Here is a 16,273-nt window from a genome sequence, read left to right as displayed (position 1 = left end):
CCATGCGAAGCTGGCTTCCGTCCGCTAACGCGGCCGATACTGACTTTCCGGTTCAGAACCTGCCATACGGCGTCTTTTCCCACGGCTCGGACGCGCCGCGCTGCGGCGTGGCGATCGGCGACCGGGTGCTCGACCTCGCCGCGCTCGAAGCCGACAAGCTGCTCCCGACGGGCAAGACCCACGTCTTCTCCGAGCCCGCGCTGAATGCCTTCATGGAACTCGGCTCTGATGTCTGGGCCGAGGTCCGCGCGCGCCTGACCGATCTGCTGCGCGAGGGCGGCGACGGTGCGGTCCGCCAGAAGGAAGGGCGCTATCTGCATCCGCTCTCGGCCGTCACGCTCCATCTGCCGTTCCGGGTCAGCGAGTACACCGACTTCTATGCCGGCAAGCAGCATGCCTTCAACGTCGGCACCATGTTCCGCGGACCGGAAAACGCGCTGCCGCCGAACTGGCTGCATATCCCGATCGGCTATAACGGCCGGGCCTCCTCCGTCGTCGTCAGCGGCACCGACTTCCACCGCCCCAGGGGTCAGCTCAAAACGCCGGACCAGGGCGAGCCGGATTTCGGCCCGAGCAAGCGGCTCGACATCGAGCTGGAGATGGGCGCCGTCGTCGGCACCGGCAGCCACTTCGGCAAGCCGGTGACGGTGGCCGAAGCGGACGAGATGATCTTCGGCTATGTGCTGCTGAACGACTGGTCGGCGCGCGACATCCAGGCCTGGGAATACCAGCCCCTCGGCCCTTTCCAGGGCAAGGCCTTCTGCACCACGATCTCGCCCTGGGTGGTGACAAAGGCGGCGCTGGAGCCGTTCCGCACCCAGACGCCGGAACGCGAGCGCAAGCTCCTGCCCTATCTCGAGGAGCCGGGGCCGATGCTCTACAGGATCGACCTGGAGGTCGCGCTGACGCCCGCCGGCGCCACCGAGGAAACGGTGATCAGCCGCACGAACTACGACACGATGTACTATTCCGCCGCCCAGCAGCTCGCGCACCACTCGAGCAGCGGCTGCCCGATGCGGACCGGTGACCTGCTCGGCTCCGGCACGATCTCCGGCGAGACGCCGGACAGCTACGGCTCGCTGCTGGAGATGAGCTGGGGCGGCAAGACGCCACTCGAACTGCCGGGAGGAGTCACGCGGAGCTTCCTCGAAGATGGCGACCGTGTGACCCTGCGCGGACATGCCCAAGGCAAGGGCTACAGGATCGGTTTCGGAGATTGCACGGGCAGGGTTCTGCCTGCGCGCACCTAAGAACGAGAAGAGAGCAAACGGGAGGACGGCCAGATGGCCAAGCAATTCGCGTCCATGGGCGACATGGCGGAAAAGAAGATCACCTTCAGCGAGATCGGCCGGGACATCTGGGCCTTCACCGCCGAGGGCGATCCCAACACCGGCGTCATCATCGGCGACGACAGCGTGATGATCGTCGACGCGCAGGCGACACCGCGCCTCGCGCACAAGGTGGTGGAGAAGATCCGCAGCGTCACCGACAAGCCGATCAAATATGTCGTGCTCTCGCATTACCACGCAGTCCGCGTGCTCGGCGCCTCGGCCTACGGGGCGGAGCAGATCCTCGCCTCGGAGAAATGCCGCGCCATGGTCGCCGAGCGCGGCCAGGAGGACTGGGACAGCGAGTTCGGCCGCTTCCCGCGCCTCTTCCAGGGCCATGAATCGATCCCGGGCCTGACCTGGCCGACGATGACCTTCAAAGAGAAGATGACGGTATATCTCGGCAACCGCCGGGTCGACCTGATGCATCTCGGCCGTGCCCACACTGCCGGCGACATCGTCGCCTGGGTCCCGGACGAGCGCGTGATGCTGACCGGCGACATCGTCGAGTACAAGGCCGCCTGCTATTGCGGCGACGGCCATTTCAGCGACTGGGACCAAACCCTCGACAACATCAAGAGCTACGACCCGCTCGCCATCGCACCGGGCCGCGGTGCCGCGCTGGTGGGTACCAAGCAGGTCGATGCCGCGCTCGACTTCACCCGTGACTTCCTGATGAACACCTACCGCCCGGCGGCCGCCGTCGCCGCGCGCGGCGGTTCGCTGAAGGAAGCCTGGGACGCGGTGCGCGCCGCCTGTGACCCGAAATTCAGCGACGTGCCGATCTATGAGCACTGCCTGCCCTTCAACGTGACCCGCGCCTACGACGAGGCGCTCGGCATGGACACACCCCGGATCTGGACCGCCGAGCGCGACCGGCAGATGTGGGAACAACTCCAGGGCTAGGAGGACGGCGCCATGAGCCGGATCTTCGAGCGGCCGCTCTATCCTTACGAACGCTCGCCGGACCAGGATGCGAAAGCTCCGGTCCGGCACCCGGTCGTCGTGGTCGGCGCCGGGCCGGTCGGCCTTGCGCTTGCCGTCGATCTCGCGCTGAAGGACGTGCCGGTTCTCGTCCTCGACGACAACGACAAGGTCAGCCACGGCTCGCGGGCGATCTGCTTCTCCAAGCGGACGCTGGAGATCCTCGACCGGCTCGGTTGCGGCCAGCCGCTGGTCGAGAAGGGCGTCACCTGGAACAAGGGCAAGGTCTTCTTCGACGAGCGGCAGGTCTACGAGTTCAACCTGCTGCCGGAAGCGGGCCACCGGCGCCCCGCCTTCATCAATCTGCAGCAGTATCATTTCGAGGTCGGGCTGCTTGAGCGGCTTCGCGAACTGCAAGCCGAAGGCAAGCCGGTCGAGATCCGCGGCCGCAACCGGGTCACCCATGTCGAGAAGGATGCCAGCGGCGCCCGCCTCACAATCGAGACTCCGGACGGCCCATACGACCTCGAGGCCGACTGGCTGATCGCCTGCGACGGGGCCAAGTCGCCTGTCCGCTCCATTCTCGGGCTCGATTTCCACGGCCGCGTCTTCGAGGACAATTTTCTTATCGCCGACGTGATCATGGAGGCGGAGTTCCCGACCGAACGCTGGTTCTGGTTCGACCCACCCTTCAACCGCGGGCAGTCCGCCCTGTTGCACAAGCAGCCGGACGGCGTCTGGCGCATCGACCTTCAACTCGGCTGGGACATCGACCGCGAGAAGGAAATGCGCGAGGAGAACGTGATCCCGCGCCTGAAAGCGATGCTCGGCGAGGAGGCGAAATTCAGCCTCGAATGGGTCTCGATCTATACCTTCCAGTGCCGCCGTATGGAGCGCTTCGCCCATGGCCGCGTGCTCTTCGCGGGCGACAGCGCGCACCAGGTCTCGCCCTTCGGCGCGCGCGGCGCCAACAGCGGCATCCAGGACACGGACAACCTCGCCTGGAAGCTGAAGCTGGTGCTGGACGGCAGGGCGCCGGAAAGCCTGATCGAAAGCTACAACCGGGAACGCGTGCAGGCGGCGGACGAGAACATCCTGAACTCCACCCGCTCTACCGATTTCATCACGCCCAAATCCGAGATGTCGCGGATCTTCCGCGATGCCGTACTGGACCTCGCCGAGAGCCACGCCTTCGCGCGGCCGCTGGTCAATTCCGGCCGGCTCAGCGTTCCGGCCATCCATGACGCCTCGACTCTCAACACGGCCGACGCCCTGCCCGGCGGTCCCGCCCGCACCCGACCTGGCGCCCCTGCGGCGGACGCACCATCAGGCAACGGCTGGCTGCTCGGAAAGCTCGGCGGCGGCTTCACGCTGCTCGGAGTCGATGCAAAAGTTCCTGAAGCCTCCGAGGTCAAGGGCGTGCCGCTGCGCGGAATTGCGCTTTCGGCGGGAGAGGACGCCTCCGGCGCACTCCGGGAACGCTATCTCGGCACCGCGAAACAGGCGGTCTATCTCCTCCGCCCGGACCAGCATGTCGCCGGGCGCTGGCCGTCCTATGATCCCAGCGCTATCGCGGCGGCAATCGGCACCGCGACGGGAGGCACCGCATGAGCGACCTCAAGACTTCGCCCAACCTGCAGGATCCCGACGGCTTCTATGCCGAACTGCTCGCAGCGCATGAAGGGCTGACGAAGGCGGAGAGCGACGCTCTCAACGCCCGGCTGATCCTGCTGCTGGCGAACCAGATCGGCGAACGGGAGAAACTGAGCAAGGCCCTCGCAGCGGCCCGCGACATCACTCCGCAAGGCGGCGCAAAATCATGAGCGGGACGGAAAAGGACAGTCTCCCCTGGCTGGTCATGGTGCATGGCATGTCGCAGGACCGGCGCATCTTCGACCGGCAGGCCGAGGTCTTTTCGGACACCCACCGGGTCCTCGCCCTCGATCTGCTCGGCCACGGCGAGGCATCGGACGCGGCCGGCCCTTTCGGCCATATCGAGTTCTCCGCCCACATCCTCGGGCAGATGCGCGCGCACGGCGTCACACACGCCCGGTTCTGGGGCACGCACACGGGTGCCGCCGTCGGACTCTATCTCGCGGCGACAGAACCGCCGGGACTGATCGACGCGCTTGTGCTTGAGGCTCCGGTCATTCCGGGCCGAAACCCCGATGTGGCCAACGAGATGATCGCCCGGGTCCGGCGCGTCGCTGCGGAGGCCGGGATGGAAGAGGCGCGCCGCGTCTGGTGGGAGGAGAGCTGCTGGTTCGAGACCATGCGCGCCGATCCGGAGACCCGCCGCGCCTCGGAACAGCGGCGGATCGTCGAGGATTTCAAAGGCCGTCCGTGGACGGACACCGCATCTCCAGCCCCGGTCGGAGATTTCGGCCCCGCTCTCTCGCGGATCGCAATCCCGGTTCTGATCTATAATGGCAGCCTCGATCACAGGGATTTCCTGCGCTTGGCCGCCGAGATCGATGCCTTGACCCCGACAAGCGAATCCGTGCTGATCGACGGCGCGGGAGGGTTTCCCGCCTGGGAGGATCCCGATCAGGTCAACCAGCGGGTGAAATCGTTTCTCGGTAACCTGTGAAGCGACAGTCTAACGTGCTCTTGTCCTCATCGTGCGGAAAGGGCTCGCCTTCGCGGCCGACGGAGCGGATGAAGATATGGATACCGTCCGCACTCGTCCGGACGATGCCGATCTCCGGATTCTCGTCGACGAACTCCACTTCTTCCCGGGCCTCGAAGGTCAGATAGACCTATTGGTTGAAGGCCGATGCGAAGGAAAGGGAAATCCACTCCCGTCCCCCCCTAAAATCCAGTGCAAACGGCCCGACAGCGTCTGGCAGAGCGGTCGCGCCTACAGCACCGGAAACAGAGGCCCCCGGGCGGACGAAAACACACGCACCGCTCATATCATATTTTTTCTAACAATGAGTGCCTAGGCGGGTTTTCTGATCAGGACATTCATCGGATCACCGATGAGTTGTGGATTTTTTGCCCTGGCGTCGAGTGACGTCTCATCTTCAACAATGCTTAGATCTATATTCATTTTCCCTGCAACAAAGTAGAAAAATTCTTTTGGATAATAAAAATTATGATAACCCTGCATCAATATGTCTTTTTCCGCGACACTTATTGAAGCAACAAACAATCCACCTGGCGCTAAGAGGCGATAAATATACTTCATAATATTCAAAACCAATTTCGGTGGACAATGCGTAAACACGGAAAACGCAACTGCATAGTCGAAATACGAGGACTCCAACTCCGGAAAAACACCGTCTTTGATATGAAACAGGCGGGGATTTTTCTCACGAAGAGGCGGATTCTTAATCCGGTCCTGAGCCAGCCGGATGGCTTCTTCTGAGACATCCATTCCAGTGTACCCACCAGCCTCCAGATACTCGATAATATGTCGCCCGGCGGCGAGGGTGGCGCAGCCGTAATCCAGGTATTTATGATGTGGCAACATCCCGAACCGGTTGCGCATCAAAGCAAGCTGAAATGAGCGGTCTTTCGCGTCAAACAGCCCCGGGCTGCTCTTCAGAATCGTGCTCTGTCTCTCATCGTAGAATTGTTCGAAACCTGAAAAATCCTTCTTCACATTGCGCTGATACATGTTCTTTTCGCCACCGGCCTCTTTAAGGCTGCGGTAAGTGTAGCCGCTATCAATGTGGACAATACGGAATTCCATTCCTCAACCTTCCACGCTTCTCATAAGTGAACGGTCTCTCGTTCTAGTCATGTGAGGGGACAAGATAACGAGAAAAAATATGGCGAAATCTCGCCCGCTCCAGTTCGGAGGCCGGGACTAGGCTCGGATCCACGTCTTTGAGGTCGATCCGGTCCGGCATCGCCAGGGTCACGGGATCAAGACACCATTGGATCGTAATCATCCAGCGGTATCCATTTGTTAGTTCGCTCCCGCGATGGAAGCCTCGCGTATCTTCGAGAATCGCAAGTCCCGCCGGACCGCAGTGATATTTCTGCTCTTCCGGGAAATACCGATGAATGAGTTCCTGAGGCCATCTCTGCATGTTCAGCAATTCGACGACCGCTCGTTCCGTAAGAGACGTATCCGCCCTAAGGCGGGCCTCAACTGCGGCAAGATCGTGCGAACCCATGACAAAGCCGTGAGGCCCCCTCGCTTTGTCTATGTCATTCAAATAGATGAACATCTTACAGAACGCGATGGACCCCTTGTCCGCATGCCAATCGCCAGACGGAACATCCCCGGTCTTATTCGCCTGATTGAGCGTGATTTCGAAACCGCCGACCATCGGCAACGCTCCGAGGTGGTCACGCAAAACGCGAAGGACTGAAGGGTTTTGTGCGATCCGGGCGATCGCTGGAAAATCCAGAAGGTTCGAATCGCCATGCTCGGCTGCGGATGCAGTCGAATAACCAGTTCGTGTTCCCTTGCTGAGAACTTCATCGAATGACAGCAAAACTCCCTCGACCGCGTTCTTATATTTGCTCGCCTCGAGCGACTGTTTCAGATCGCTGAGGACCGCATCCGGAAACTGGAGGTAGACGAACCCGCTGGTCTTCATGTTCGCAGCCATTTTGCCGAGAACCGGATCGCCGGCCGCACCCTTAATGTCGAAATCGCGAGTTATCCACCTTGTGTGTTCAGCAAGAACCTGTGCGAGCTGATCCTTGAATTTCCGCCCATTTGTCCGCTGCAGGTGCGTCAGGAAGCTGCCGTACCAGGAGAGATCCGCCATTTCCGGATAAAACTTTCGCTGTCCCGCACGGATCTTGGCGAGAACATTATCCCTGAAGTCGATGCCTAGGTCCGGATTCACGGTTCCGACTGTTTCGACGGGGACTTGATCGTCCAGCATCAGGGTCCTCTCTTTCTTCGATGGCGGTGAGAATTCAATTAACACGTATCGGTGCGGCCGTGGACTCCTCTATCGTCCCCACACACAGGAGGTATGAAGATTTCCAGGCGACCGGCCGAGATGCCAGCAAGCGCCGGAAAACCGGCCACAGAGCATGTCTGCAGCGAAACAGACCGTCCCTGATCCGCTGAGGGCCTATTCTCCCGACAGTGATCCGTTGCCGCGCCCGGACAGGCCTCCCGAGACTTCCTCGGTCGCCTCCTCCGACAGTTCCTCCGGCAGAACCAGGTTGAGCACGATGGCAATGAAAGCCGCCGGCAGCAGTCCCGAGGTCATCAGGATACGGAGCGTGTCCGGCAGGTACTGCACCGCCTTCGGTTCCAACTGCAAGCCGAGGCCGATGGAGAGCGCGATGGCGAAGATCACCATGTTGCGCCGGTTCCAGTGCACATCGCTCAGCATCGAGATGCCGGCCGCGACCACCATGCCGAACATGACGATCACGCCGCCGCCCAGCACCTCGATCGGGATGGTGCGGATGATCGCGCCCACTTTCGGCACCAGCCCGCAGACGATCAGGAAGATCGCGCCGTAGGTCACCACGTAGCGGCTCATTACCCCGGTCATCGCTACGAGGCCCACGTTCTGGCTGAAGGAGGTGTTCGGCAGGGCACCGAAGAAGCCGGCCACCGCCGTACCGATACCGTCGGCATAGGTCGCGCCCTGGATCTCCTTGTCCGTCGCCTCGCGTCCGGCGCCGCCCTTGGTGATGCCGGAAACGTCGCCCACCGTCTCGACGGCCGAAACAAAGGCCATCAGGCAGAAGCCGATGATCGCGGCGGCGGAGAATTCGACGCCGTATTTGAACGGCTGCGGCAGGGCGAAGAAAGCCGCGCGCTCCCAGGATCCGGCGATCGCGGACAACGGCAGCATGCCGATGGTGATGGCGTAGACATAGCCGACCAGAAGACCGATGAGCACGGCCGAGATCGAGAGCATCCCGCGGGCGAAGAACTTAAGGCCGAGCGTCACCATGATGACGACCACCGCGGCGGACCAGTTCAGTAGAGAGCCGTATTCCGGCTTGTCCATCGCCGGAACGCCGCCGGCGGCGTACTGAATCCCGACCTTGACCAGAGCGAGGCCGATCAGCGTGACGACGAGACCGGTCACCAGCGGCGGCAGGGCAAAGCGGATCTTGCCGATGACGGTTCCTAGCAGGGCATGGAAGATGCCGCCGACGATGACGCCGGTGAAGAGCGCGGCCAGCCCGTCCACGCCCTTGCCCGCGACCAGCGGGATCATGATCGGCAGGAAGGCGAACGAGGTGCCCTGCACCACCGGCAGTTTCGCGCCGACCGGTCCGAGCGAGATCGTCTGCAGCAGGGTCGCGATGCCGGCGAAGACCATCGACATCTGGATCATGTAGAGCAGTTCCGGGAAGTGCGGCGAATTGGAGCCGAACCCGAACCCGGCGGCGCCGGCGACGATGATCGCGGGCGTCACATTCGAGACGAACATTGCCAGCACATGCTGGATCCCGAGCGGGATGGCCTTGGCGGGCGGTGGCGTGTAGTCCGGATCACGAAGCTGATCGGGCGTTCCGATCGAAGTGCTGGTCATAGGCAGGTCCCCCGTTCATGAAAGTGAACTCCCCCCTAGCCGCGTCTCTTGCCGCCCACCACACCTTCTCCGCGTATGGACGCCCCGCGCGATCACCTTAAAATTCCCGTAACACAGTTTCCGGAGGAAGAGAATTCGACATGCGTTTGGCGTTTTCGAACGCCCACGGCGATCTCAGCGGAATATCCGGCATTTTCATTAAAAATTAAAATTTTCGCTAAATTATTCACGCCATCGCGATACCGGTGAGACTTCGCTAAGCGTATCGCGCGTTTATTTTTGTCAGCCTTTCTCCTTTAGCGCGGAGACCCGTGATGCGTCTTTCCAGACAGATCCTGCTGCTGGCCCTGCTGCCGGCGATAATGGCCCTCTTCATCCAGGGTGGCGTCACAGCCTGGGAGACCTCCCAAACCCTCCAAGATCAGGCGGAAGCACGGCTCACCTCCGTGGACAAGATCCGCCAGGAGCAGTTTTCAAATTATCTGGGCCAGATCCGCGACGACCTGACAATCTTCGCAGAAAATCCGACGACCAAGCAGGCCTTGAACCAGTTTTCCAACGCCTGGGTGGCGCTCGGCACGGACCAGATGAAGACGCTTCAAAAACTTTATATCACGGACAACCCGAACCCGACCGGGCAGAAGGAAAAGCTCGATGCCGCCAGCGACGGGTCTGCCTATTCGAACTTCCACAAGATCTATCACCCGATCTTCCGCGACCTGCTGCAACGCCGCGGCTATTACGACATCTTCATCTTCGACGCCCAGGGCAACCTGATCTACACCGTCTTCAAGGAACTGGACTACGCCACCAACCTGAATACCGGCGAGTGGAAGGATACCGACCTAGGCAAAGCCTTCCGGGCCGCGCTGAAAAAATCCGACCCGACCGATCACAGCTTTTTCGATTTCCGCCCCTATGCGCCGAGCCACGGCGCTCCGGCGAGCTTCATTTCCGCGCCCATCGTCGTCGACGGAGTGACAAAGGGCGTGCTCGCCTTCCAGATGCCTGTCGACAAGATCAACGAGCTGATGTCGAACAAGGACGGTCTCGGCGCGAGCGGCGAGCTGCTGCTCGTCGGCTCCGATTTCCTGGCCCGCAACGACTCGGCGCTGGTCAAGGACGCCATTCTGAAGCGCAAAGTGGAGAACGACGCGATCCGCACTGCCCTGGCGGGAGAAAGCGGTATTACCGAGGTCGAAACCGACGGCGCGTATCGCATCACGCACTATTCGCCGCTTGAGTTCCTGGGCGTGAAATACGCTTTCTCAGCAAGCGAGTCGAAAGACGAGATTTTCGCCCCGATCTACAGAATTCTGATCGAGATCGTGATCGGTATCGTCGCCATCGGCGCCATAGTCGGTGTGGCTGGATATTACTTCGGCAACCGTCTTTCGCGGCCGATCCAGGAACTGACGAAAATCCAAGTCGAGCTCGCCTCCGGCAATCTCGAAGCCTGGGTTCCGGACCACAAGAATCCGACGGAGCTGCACCAGCTCAGTCGAGCACTCTACAAGCTTAAGCAGGAAAGCCGCGCCGCCGAACGCTACCGCGAAGAGCAGGAGCAGTTCCGCATCGACACACGCCAGAAACAGCGCGCCATCATCATGGGCCTCGCCGACAATTTCGAGAGCGCCGTCGGCAGCGTGATCGACGCCCTCTCCTCCTCTGCAACCGAACTCTCGGCGACCTCGACCGAAGTCAGCAACACGGCGAACCGGACCGCCTCGCGCTCCGCATCGGTCCGGGATTCGGCGAATGAGGCCGGGCACGACATCGAGTCGGTGACCAATGCCGTTGACGAGGTCAACCACGCGGTGACAGAAGTCGCGAACAAGGTCGCCTCGACTTCCGCGCTGACCAACCGCGCTGCGGAACAGGCGGCCGACGCGGCGGAGAAGGTCAACGCCCTCAACGCCGCCAGCGCGAAGATCAACGACATCGTCTCGCTGATCGCCGACATCGCCGAACAGACCAACCTGCTGGCTCTGAACGCCACCATCGAGGCGGCCCGCGCCGGCGATGCGGGTAAGGGCTTCGCGGTTGTGGCCTCGGAAGTGAAGAACCTTGCCTCGCAGACCCAGAACGCGACCGAGGAAATCCGCCAGCAGGTGTCCGGCATGCTTTCGGAGATCGAATCCTCGACCAAGGCCGTCTCGATCATCACCGAGGCCGCGACCGAGACGAACGTGACCATGACGGAGATCTCCGCCGCGGTAGAGCAGCAGTCGGCCACCACCAGCGCCGTTGCCCGCTCGGCCCGCAACGCGCTCGACAAGATCCGCTCCGTCGTCAACGAGATCAATGCTGTGGCGGACGACGCCATGGGCACGGGCGCTGCAACGGAAGAGCTCCAGGCCTCGGCGGACGAACTCTCGCGGAACTGCAACCTGCTGATGGACGAGACGAACAAGTTCATCTCGCACATCCGCGAGGACAAGGACGACGTCGAGGAAGCGGCCTAACGGCAGCACCGCAAGGCGCCGCCGGCCCGAGCCGGTAACAAGCAAGACGAAGGAAGGGCCCCGGACTCCCGGGGCCTTTTCTTTTGATGCCCCGGTCGTCCCTGTCTCCTGAAAGGAACCAAAACGCGGATCCGGCGTTATAATCGGACAACACCGTCACCTTGAACGGACCGCGCCATGACCATCATTCGACTGCTTCTGACGATCCTCCTTCCGCCGCTCGGAGTGTTCCTGACGGTCGGGATCGGCGGGCATTTCTGGCTGAATATCCTGCTCACTCTCCTTGGCTACATCCCCGGTATCGTCCACGGCGTCTGGGTGATCGCGAAGCGCTCGTGAGCGCCCGCCGGAGCCCGGCTTCGCCTCTCGCGGCGCTGCTGCTCGCGCTCGCGCTGTTCGCGATCGGGCTGTCCGGGACGGCCTCGGCGCAGGAGAAGCCGTCCGCCGACGGCGAGCTCTCCGCCGCCCCCCAGTCGGTCGCGGTCGCCCCCGTGGCCCGCGACGACCAGATCGCCGCTCGGATCGAGAATATTCTCGACGCCACGGGCTGGTACCGCGGCATCGGGGTCAGCGCATCCGACGGCGTTGTCTTTCTCGACGGCGACACGAACACGGACGAGCGCCGGGCCTGGGCGCGCGAGCTTGCCTCGAAGACCGAGGACGTGGTTGCGGTGGTCAACCGGATCACCGTCACCCCGGACGTCGACTGGAGCTTCCGGCCCGCCCTCAGGGAGATCGAGTCCCTGCTGCGTAAGGGTGTCGCCAGCCTGCCGCTGTTCGCGCTTGCAATCGTCATCCTGCCGTTCGCCTTCTATGCGGCAAAGCTTGTCGCCACGCTGGTCGAGCGCATGCTGGGCCGGCAGGTCGAGTCCCCGTACCTGCGCGGTGTGATCGCGCGGGTCGCGGCGATCCCCGTCTTCCTGATCGGGCTCTATATCGTCCTGCAGGTCGCGGGTCTGACCCAGCTCGCGCTTTCGATCCTTGGCGGCGCCGGTGTCGCGGGGATCATCATCGGCTTCGCCTTCCGCGACATCGCCGAGAATTTCCTCGCCAGCCTGCTGCTCAGCATCCGGCAGCCGTTCCGCCGGGGCGACTACATCTCCGTTGGAGACCAGCAAGGCACGGTGCAGAGCATGAACACCCGCAGCACCCTCCTGCTCTCGATGGAAGGCAATCACATCCAGATCCCGAACGCCGTGATCTTCAAGAGCACGATCGTCAATTACAGCGCCGCCCCGGCCCGCCAGGAATTCCTCCAGATCGGCATCGGCTACGACGTCTCGATCGCGCATGCCCAGGAGATCATCCGCAAGGTCCTCGCGGAGCACGAGGCGGTTCTCTCGGATCCAGAGGAACCGCTCGTACTGGTCGACTCCCTCGGCGCCGCGACGGTCAATCTCCGCGCCTATTTCTGGTTCGACGGCCACACCTATTCTGTCTTCAAGGTGCGCTCGGCCCTGTTGCGTCTGGTGAAGAAAGCGCTGATGGAGGCCAATATCTCGATGCCGGACGAGGCCCGCGAAGTGGTATTCCCCCAAGGCGTTCCGGTGATTGGGATGGGCAGCGCGGCCGGCATCGCAGAAACACCGGCGCCCGTTCAGGAGACCGCGGCCGAGGAGTCCGGCGCGGCCGCGACCGCATCCGAGGGCGGTCTGGAAAACGAGACCGAGACCCTCGAGCGCCATGCCGCCACCGCCGACATCCCCGAAGCCGGCGAGGATCTGCTGCCGGAAGAGAAGCGAACGCCGTAGGGTCTCGTCCTCGCCGCTGCGGCCCGCTTCAGACGATGAGGAAGCTGTCCGCGCCGAGCTGGGACGGCGCCACGCCGATCAGGGTGACAGAATTGCCGGCGGCAAGGTCGATGACGGCGTTGCCCGAGCCGTCCGCGACGATGCGGGTCAGCATCTCTGAAGCGCTCGCGATACCAGACCCGTTGATGTTAGCGCTCACGCCGATCACATCCTCGCCGACGAAAAAATCCAGTACGATGTCGGCGCCGGAACCGTCGCCAAAGCTGAAAAGATCGGCTCCGGCGTTCCCGTAGAGATGATCGCTTCCCTCACCGCCGACCAGCGTGTCCGCACCGTCGCCGCCGACCAGCGTGTCCGCGCCGCGATTGCCGGCCAGGGAATCGTTGCCCGCTCCGCCTTCGAGATGGTCCGCGTCCTGACCGCCGCAGAGCGTATCCGCCCCGCCACCACCCCAGAGCTTATCGGCACCCTGGTTGCCGTAGATCAGGTCGTTGCCGTCACCACCATGCAGACGGTCATCCCCAAGATTGCCGCAGAGCGTGTCCGCGCCCGTATTGCCATAGACGAGGTCCGCATCCTGCCCGCTATAGATCCGGTCGCCCTCCTGCCCGCCATAGATTGTGTCGAGGCCCTGGTTGCCGTAGATCACGTCGGCGCCCTGATTGCCGTAAATCAGGTCCGAACCCGTCCCGCCATGCACCAGATCCGCGCCGGAATCGCCCCAGATCGTGTCGTTGCTCTCAAGCCCCGTGATCGTATCGTTCCCGCCCAGACCTCGGATCAGGTTCGAACTGGAATCCCCGACGATGACGTCATTCCCCTCCGATCCTAAAGTCGTCGCCGAGCCGGACGATGACGCGACGGGAGTGGCGATCCGGGTCAGAACCACGTCATTGCCGGTCCCGCCGGCATAGGAGATCTGGTAGTAGTCCACGCCGCTGACGATCGTCGCTCCCTCGGCGAGCCCGGAGAAGGTTCCGGTGACCGCGTCGGTCCCGTCATTGTCGATCAGCACATAGCTGTCGCCGATGGCGGAGGTATAGCCGAAGTTCGTGGTCAGGGTGGCGTTCGAGATCGTGACCGTCCCGGTAACCGCGATCTGGTCGTACTGCGTCCCGGCCGTCGTCCCGTTGATCTCCATCTCCGCCGTCGAACCGCTGCTCAGCGTAAGATTCCCGGTCGAGATCTTGCCCGGGCTGTTCCCCGGCGCGATCGTGCCGCCGCTCTGCACCGTCACCGCGGTCGCGTAGGTGCTGGTCCCTTTCAGCGTCACGCCGGACGCGACGGTGAAGGTCCCGGTGCCTGTCATGCTGCCGGAGAAGCTGTTGCTGCCGGCGCTCGAGAGCGTGATCGAGCCGGAGCCGACCGACACCGTGCCGCTGCCAGCGAGCGAGCCGATGGTTTCGCTGGTGTTGTTGAGGTCGAGGGTCGCCCCGGCATTGACCGTCACAGTACCGCTATCGGAAAGCGCATTACCGCCGGAAAGACGGAGCGTACCACCGGAGATCGTAGTGCCGCCCGAATAGGTATTCGTGCCGGCGAGCGTCAGAGTGCTCGTGCCGATCTTGGTCAGGCTGCCGGTTCCGGTGATATTGCCGCTGACCGACGCATTGGCCGAGGCGTTGATCGTACCGTTCGACGAACCGAGGACGATGGCGTTGTTGATCGTCGTCGCGCCGGTCACCGCCAGCGTCCCGCCATTGATGGTCACGGCACCGCCGCTGAGATTGGCGTCGGCCGCGACCGAGAGCGTGCCCTGATTGACCGTCATCGTTCCGGAGGCAGTGTTGGTGCCAGAGAGCGTCAGCGTGCCGGAGCCGGTCTTTACCAGAGCGTTCGTCCCGTCGTCGGTGAAGGCCCCGCTGAAGCTGACGGAGCGCCCGTTCGTGTCGATCGTCGCGGTGTCCTCGATCTCGATGGCAGAGGTGTAGGTCGCGTCTGTCGTGAAGCGCAGTGTCCCGCCGCTGAGAATGTCGATCGTGCCGGCCGAGGTGGTGGTCCCAAGCGTCGTCGTGCCGCCATTGATCTGCACGGTGCCGACATTGGTGACGCTGCCGTTGAGGACGGCGTTGCCGCTCTGTGCCGCGAAGATCCTGTCGCCGCCCGCGCCCATCTGCAGATCGGAATTGATGGTGATCGTCCTGGACGATCCGATCTGCATATAGAGGTGACTGACGGTCGTGATCGTGTTGTTGCTGACCGTCAGCGCATCCGTCGTCCCGCTGTATTGCCAGACGATCGCTGACGTATCCGAGAACGTCAGATTACCGCCGAGGCTGATCGTTGCGGAGCTGCCTAGATCCTGGAAGACGTAGGTCTGGAAATTGCTCACGTTGGCGGCGGCGGCGCGGAGCGACCCGGCGCTGGTGTCGCCCGCCGCTGTCGTGACGTTGGTGGTGCCCGGAAGCAGGCCCGGCCAGGCCGCCGCCCGCTCCGGGTCGATCAACTCCAGGAAGGCTTCCGGCCGGTCGCCCGCGGCGACGTCCAGCACCCAGTCGCCGCCACGCCCGGCATTACCGGTCGGCGTCGAGGAGGCGAGGACCGGGACGTCGAGCGCGAAGGAGAGTGCGGTGACGAAGCGCCGGCCGATATCGCCCCGACCGACCGAACAGCCATAGAGAACGAGCGGGCGTCCGGCGAGGGCCTGCCGGAGCGCTGCAATTCCATCGGTGTCACGAGCGATCGCGTCGAGATCGAGATCGCCTGCGGAGAGCGAGAGAGCGCCCGGACGGCCATGGCAGAACAGATGCACGGAGGAGGCCGAAGGCGCGGCGTCGCGCACCGCGCGTTCGAGAACCTGCAGAGGGCCGCCATTCCGGCCAATATGGAGGATTTCGGGAGTGTCGGTCAGGGATTTGGCCAGAAGCCCGGGCGCCGGCACCCCGGCATCGATCAGGACAAGTGCGGCGTCTCGCCGGCCCGGGCGCGTTTCACGTCCGGTGGGGTCGAAACACGGAATCTCGGGAAAATTTCCCCGAATACCTTTTTGTTCAGAAATCCTGACCGTCATTTTTCCTTAAGATACACTGACGCTTCGCCCATTACCCCTTTAACCTTAATACTCCCTTCCCCGTAAAATTGCTGCTGGAATGATTGGAAATTCCAAATTTACCAATATGGAAACCTGGTGCAGGGCCCGCCCGGTGTTGGATCGCGGAGGGCTTTAAAAGGACAGCAGTCATGCCAAGATTCCTTGGCGGAACATGCCTGATAATTCTTCTTCATGGCGGAGAATTCGTAGAAGATGAGCGCCATGGAAAACCTCACCGCCCCGTCAACCGACGTTGGCGTAGCGCCTATCGGCGGGAAGACGCCAGGTTTTTGAAACGACA

At 62.7% G+C, this 16,273-nt stretch carries 12 protein-coding genes; 8 read left to right on the top strand and 4 right to left on the bottom strand.

The window, feature by feature from the left end; all coding sequences use genetic code 11:
* The first annotated feature begins 2 nt into the window (after positions 1-2).
* Genes fahA through JJ959_RS11570 form a run of 5 tightly spaced genes read left to right on the top strand, consistent with a single transcriptional unit; the run spans position 3 to position 4,842 of the window.
* A complete protein-coding gene (fahA, locus tag JJ959_RS11590) occupies positions 3-1,250 on the top strand; it encodes a fumarylacetoacetase (protein WP_292883720.1) in 1,248 nt (415 codons plus the stop codon).
* 33 nt (positions 1,251-1,283) lie between these two features.
* The gene (locus tag JJ959_RS11585) at positions 1,284-2,234 is read left to right on the top strand and encodes an MBL fold metallo-hydrolase (protein WP_292883718.1); all 951 of its coding nucleotides are present in this window, start codon (positions 1,284-1,286) and stop codon (positions 2,232-2,234) included.
* Between the two features lie 12 nt (positions 2,235-2,246).
* Positions 2,247-3,863, top strand: a complete 1,617-nt coding sequence (locus JJ959_RS11580) for an FAD-dependent oxidoreductase (RefSeq protein WP_292883715.1) — start codon at positions 2,247-2,249, stop codon at positions 3,861-3,863.
* Entirely contained in the window at positions 3,860-4,075 is a 216-nt protein-coding gene (locus JJ959_RS11575; protein WP_292883713.1) for a DUF2783 domain-containing protein, read from the top strand. Before JJ959_RS11580 ends, JJ959_RS11575 begins: the two co-directional genes overlap by 4 nt.
* Positions 4,072-4,842, top strand: a complete 771-nt coding sequence (locus JJ959_RS11570; RefSeq protein ID WP_292883710.1) for an alpha/beta fold hydrolase — start codon at positions 4,072-4,074, stop codon at positions 4,840-4,842. Before JJ959_RS11575 ends, JJ959_RS11570 begins: the two co-directional genes overlap by 4 nt.
* 351 nt (positions 4,843-5,193) lie before the next feature.
* Here the strand turns inward: JJ959_RS11570 and JJ959_RS11565 are convergent, their stop codons facing one another.
* From JJ959_RS11565 to JJ959_RS11555, 3 genes are all read right to left on the bottom strand, one after another.
* On the bottom strand, positions 5,194-5,949 hold the full coding sequence (locus tag JJ959_RS11565) for a class I SAM-dependent methyltransferase (RefSeq protein ID WP_292883707.1): 756 nt from the start codon (positions 5,947-5,949) through the stop codon (positions 5,194-5,196).
* A 43-nt stretch (positions 5,950-5,992) separates the two neighbouring features.
* Positions 5,993-7,102, bottom strand: a complete 1,110-nt coding sequence (locus tag JJ959_RS11560) for a hypothetical protein (protein WP_292883704.1) — start codon at positions 7,100-7,102, stop codon at positions 5,993-5,995.
* A 195-nt stretch (positions 7,103-7,297) separates the two neighbouring features.
* Positions 7,298-8,725 carry a nucleobase:cation symporter-2 family protein gene (locus tag JJ959_RS11555; RefSeq protein ID WP_292883701.1) on the bottom strand — a complete coding sequence of 476 codons (1,428 nt, stop codon included), beginning with the start codon at positions 8,723-8,725 and terminating at the stop codon, positions 7,298-7,300.
* Between the two features lie 314 nt (positions 8,726-9,039).
* On the opposite strand from JJ959_RS11555, the gene JJ959_RS11550 reads away from it, so the two are divergent.
* The 3 genes from JJ959_RS11550 (at position 9,040) to JJ959_RS11540 (ending at position 12,941) form a co-directional block, all read left to right on the top strand.
* Positions 9,040-11,190: a methyl-accepting chemotaxis protein gene (locus tag JJ959_RS11550; RefSeq protein WP_292883698.1), complete on the top strand. Its 2,151-nt coding sequence runs from the start codon at positions 9,040-9,042 to the stop codon at positions 11,188-11,190.
* A 177-nt stretch (positions 11,191-11,367) separates the two neighbouring features.
* A complete protein-coding gene (locus JJ959_RS11545; protein ID WP_292883696.1) occupies positions 11,368-11,529 on the top strand; it encodes a YqaE/Pmp3 family membrane protein in 162 nt (53 codons plus the stop codon).
* Positions 11,526-12,941, top strand: a complete 1,416-nt coding sequence (locus JJ959_RS11540; protein ID WP_292883693.1) for a mechanosensitive ion channel family protein — start codon at positions 11,526-11,528, stop codon at positions 12,939-12,941. Before JJ959_RS11545 ends, JJ959_RS11540 begins: the two co-directional genes overlap by 4 nt.
* 28 nt (positions 12,942-12,969) lie before the next feature.
* Here the strand turns inward: JJ959_RS11540 and JJ959_RS11535 are convergent, their stop codons facing one another.
* A complete protein-coding gene (locus tag JJ959_RS11535; RefSeq protein ID WP_292883691.1) occupies positions 12,970-15,951 on the bottom strand; it encodes a DUF4347 domain-containing protein in 2,982 nt (993 codons plus the stop codon).
* Between the last annotated feature and the right edge of the window lie 322 nt (positions 15,952-16,273).

The sequence above is a fragment of the Nisaea sp. genome, from assembly GCF_017640745.1.
Lineage (GTDB): Bacteria > Pseudomonadota > Alphaproteobacteria > Thalassobaculales > Thalassobaculaceae > Nisaea.
The sequence above is the reverse complement of the archived record's forward strand: the minus strand, read 5'-3'. Positions and strand labels throughout refer to the sequence as shown.

Bases quoted from the DNA above. Each gene is read 5' to 3' on its own strand.
- fahA (WP_292883720.1), top strand. From the start codon at position 3: ATGCGAAGCTGGCTTCCGTCCGCTAACGCGGCCGATACTGACTTTCCG.
- JJ959_RS11585 (WP_292883718.1), top strand. From the start codon at position 1,284: ATGGCCAAGCAATTCGCGTCCATGGGCGACATGGCGGAAAAGAAGATC.
- JJ959_RS11580 (WP_292883715.1), top strand. From the start codon at position 2,247: ATGAGCCGGATCTTCGAGCGGCCGCTCTATCCTTACGAACGCTCGCCG.
- JJ959_RS11575 (WP_292883713.1), top strand. From the start codon at position 3,860: ATGAGCGACCTCAAGACTTCGCCCAACCTGCAGGATCCCGACGGCTTC.
- JJ959_RS11570 (WP_292883710.1), top strand. From the start codon at position 4,072: ATGAGCGGGACGGAAAAGGACAGTCTCCCCTGGCTGGTCATGGTGCAT.
- JJ959_RS11565 (WP_292883707.1), bottom strand. From the start codon at position 5,949: ATGGAATTCCGTATTGTCCACATTGATAGCGGCTACACTTACCGCAGC.
- JJ959_RS11560 (WP_292883704.1), bottom strand. From the start codon at position 7,102: ATGCTGGACGATCAAGTCCCCGTCGAAACAGTCGGAACCGTGAATCCG.
- JJ959_RS11555 (WP_292883701.1), bottom strand. From the start codon at position 8,725: ATGACCAGCACTTCGATCGGAACGCCCGATCAGCTTCGTGATCCGGAC.
- JJ959_RS11550 (WP_292883698.1), top strand. From the start codon at position 9,040: ATGCGTCTTTCCAGACAGATCCTGCTGCTGGCCCTGCTGCCGGCGATA.
- JJ959_RS11545 (WP_292883696.1), top strand. From the start codon at position 11,368: ATGACCATCATTCGACTGCTTCTGACGATCCTCCTTCCGCCGCTCGGA.
- JJ959_RS11535 (WP_292883691.1), bottom strand. From the start codon at position 15,951: ATGACGGTCAGGATTTCTGAACAAAAAGGTATTCGGGGAAATTTTCCC.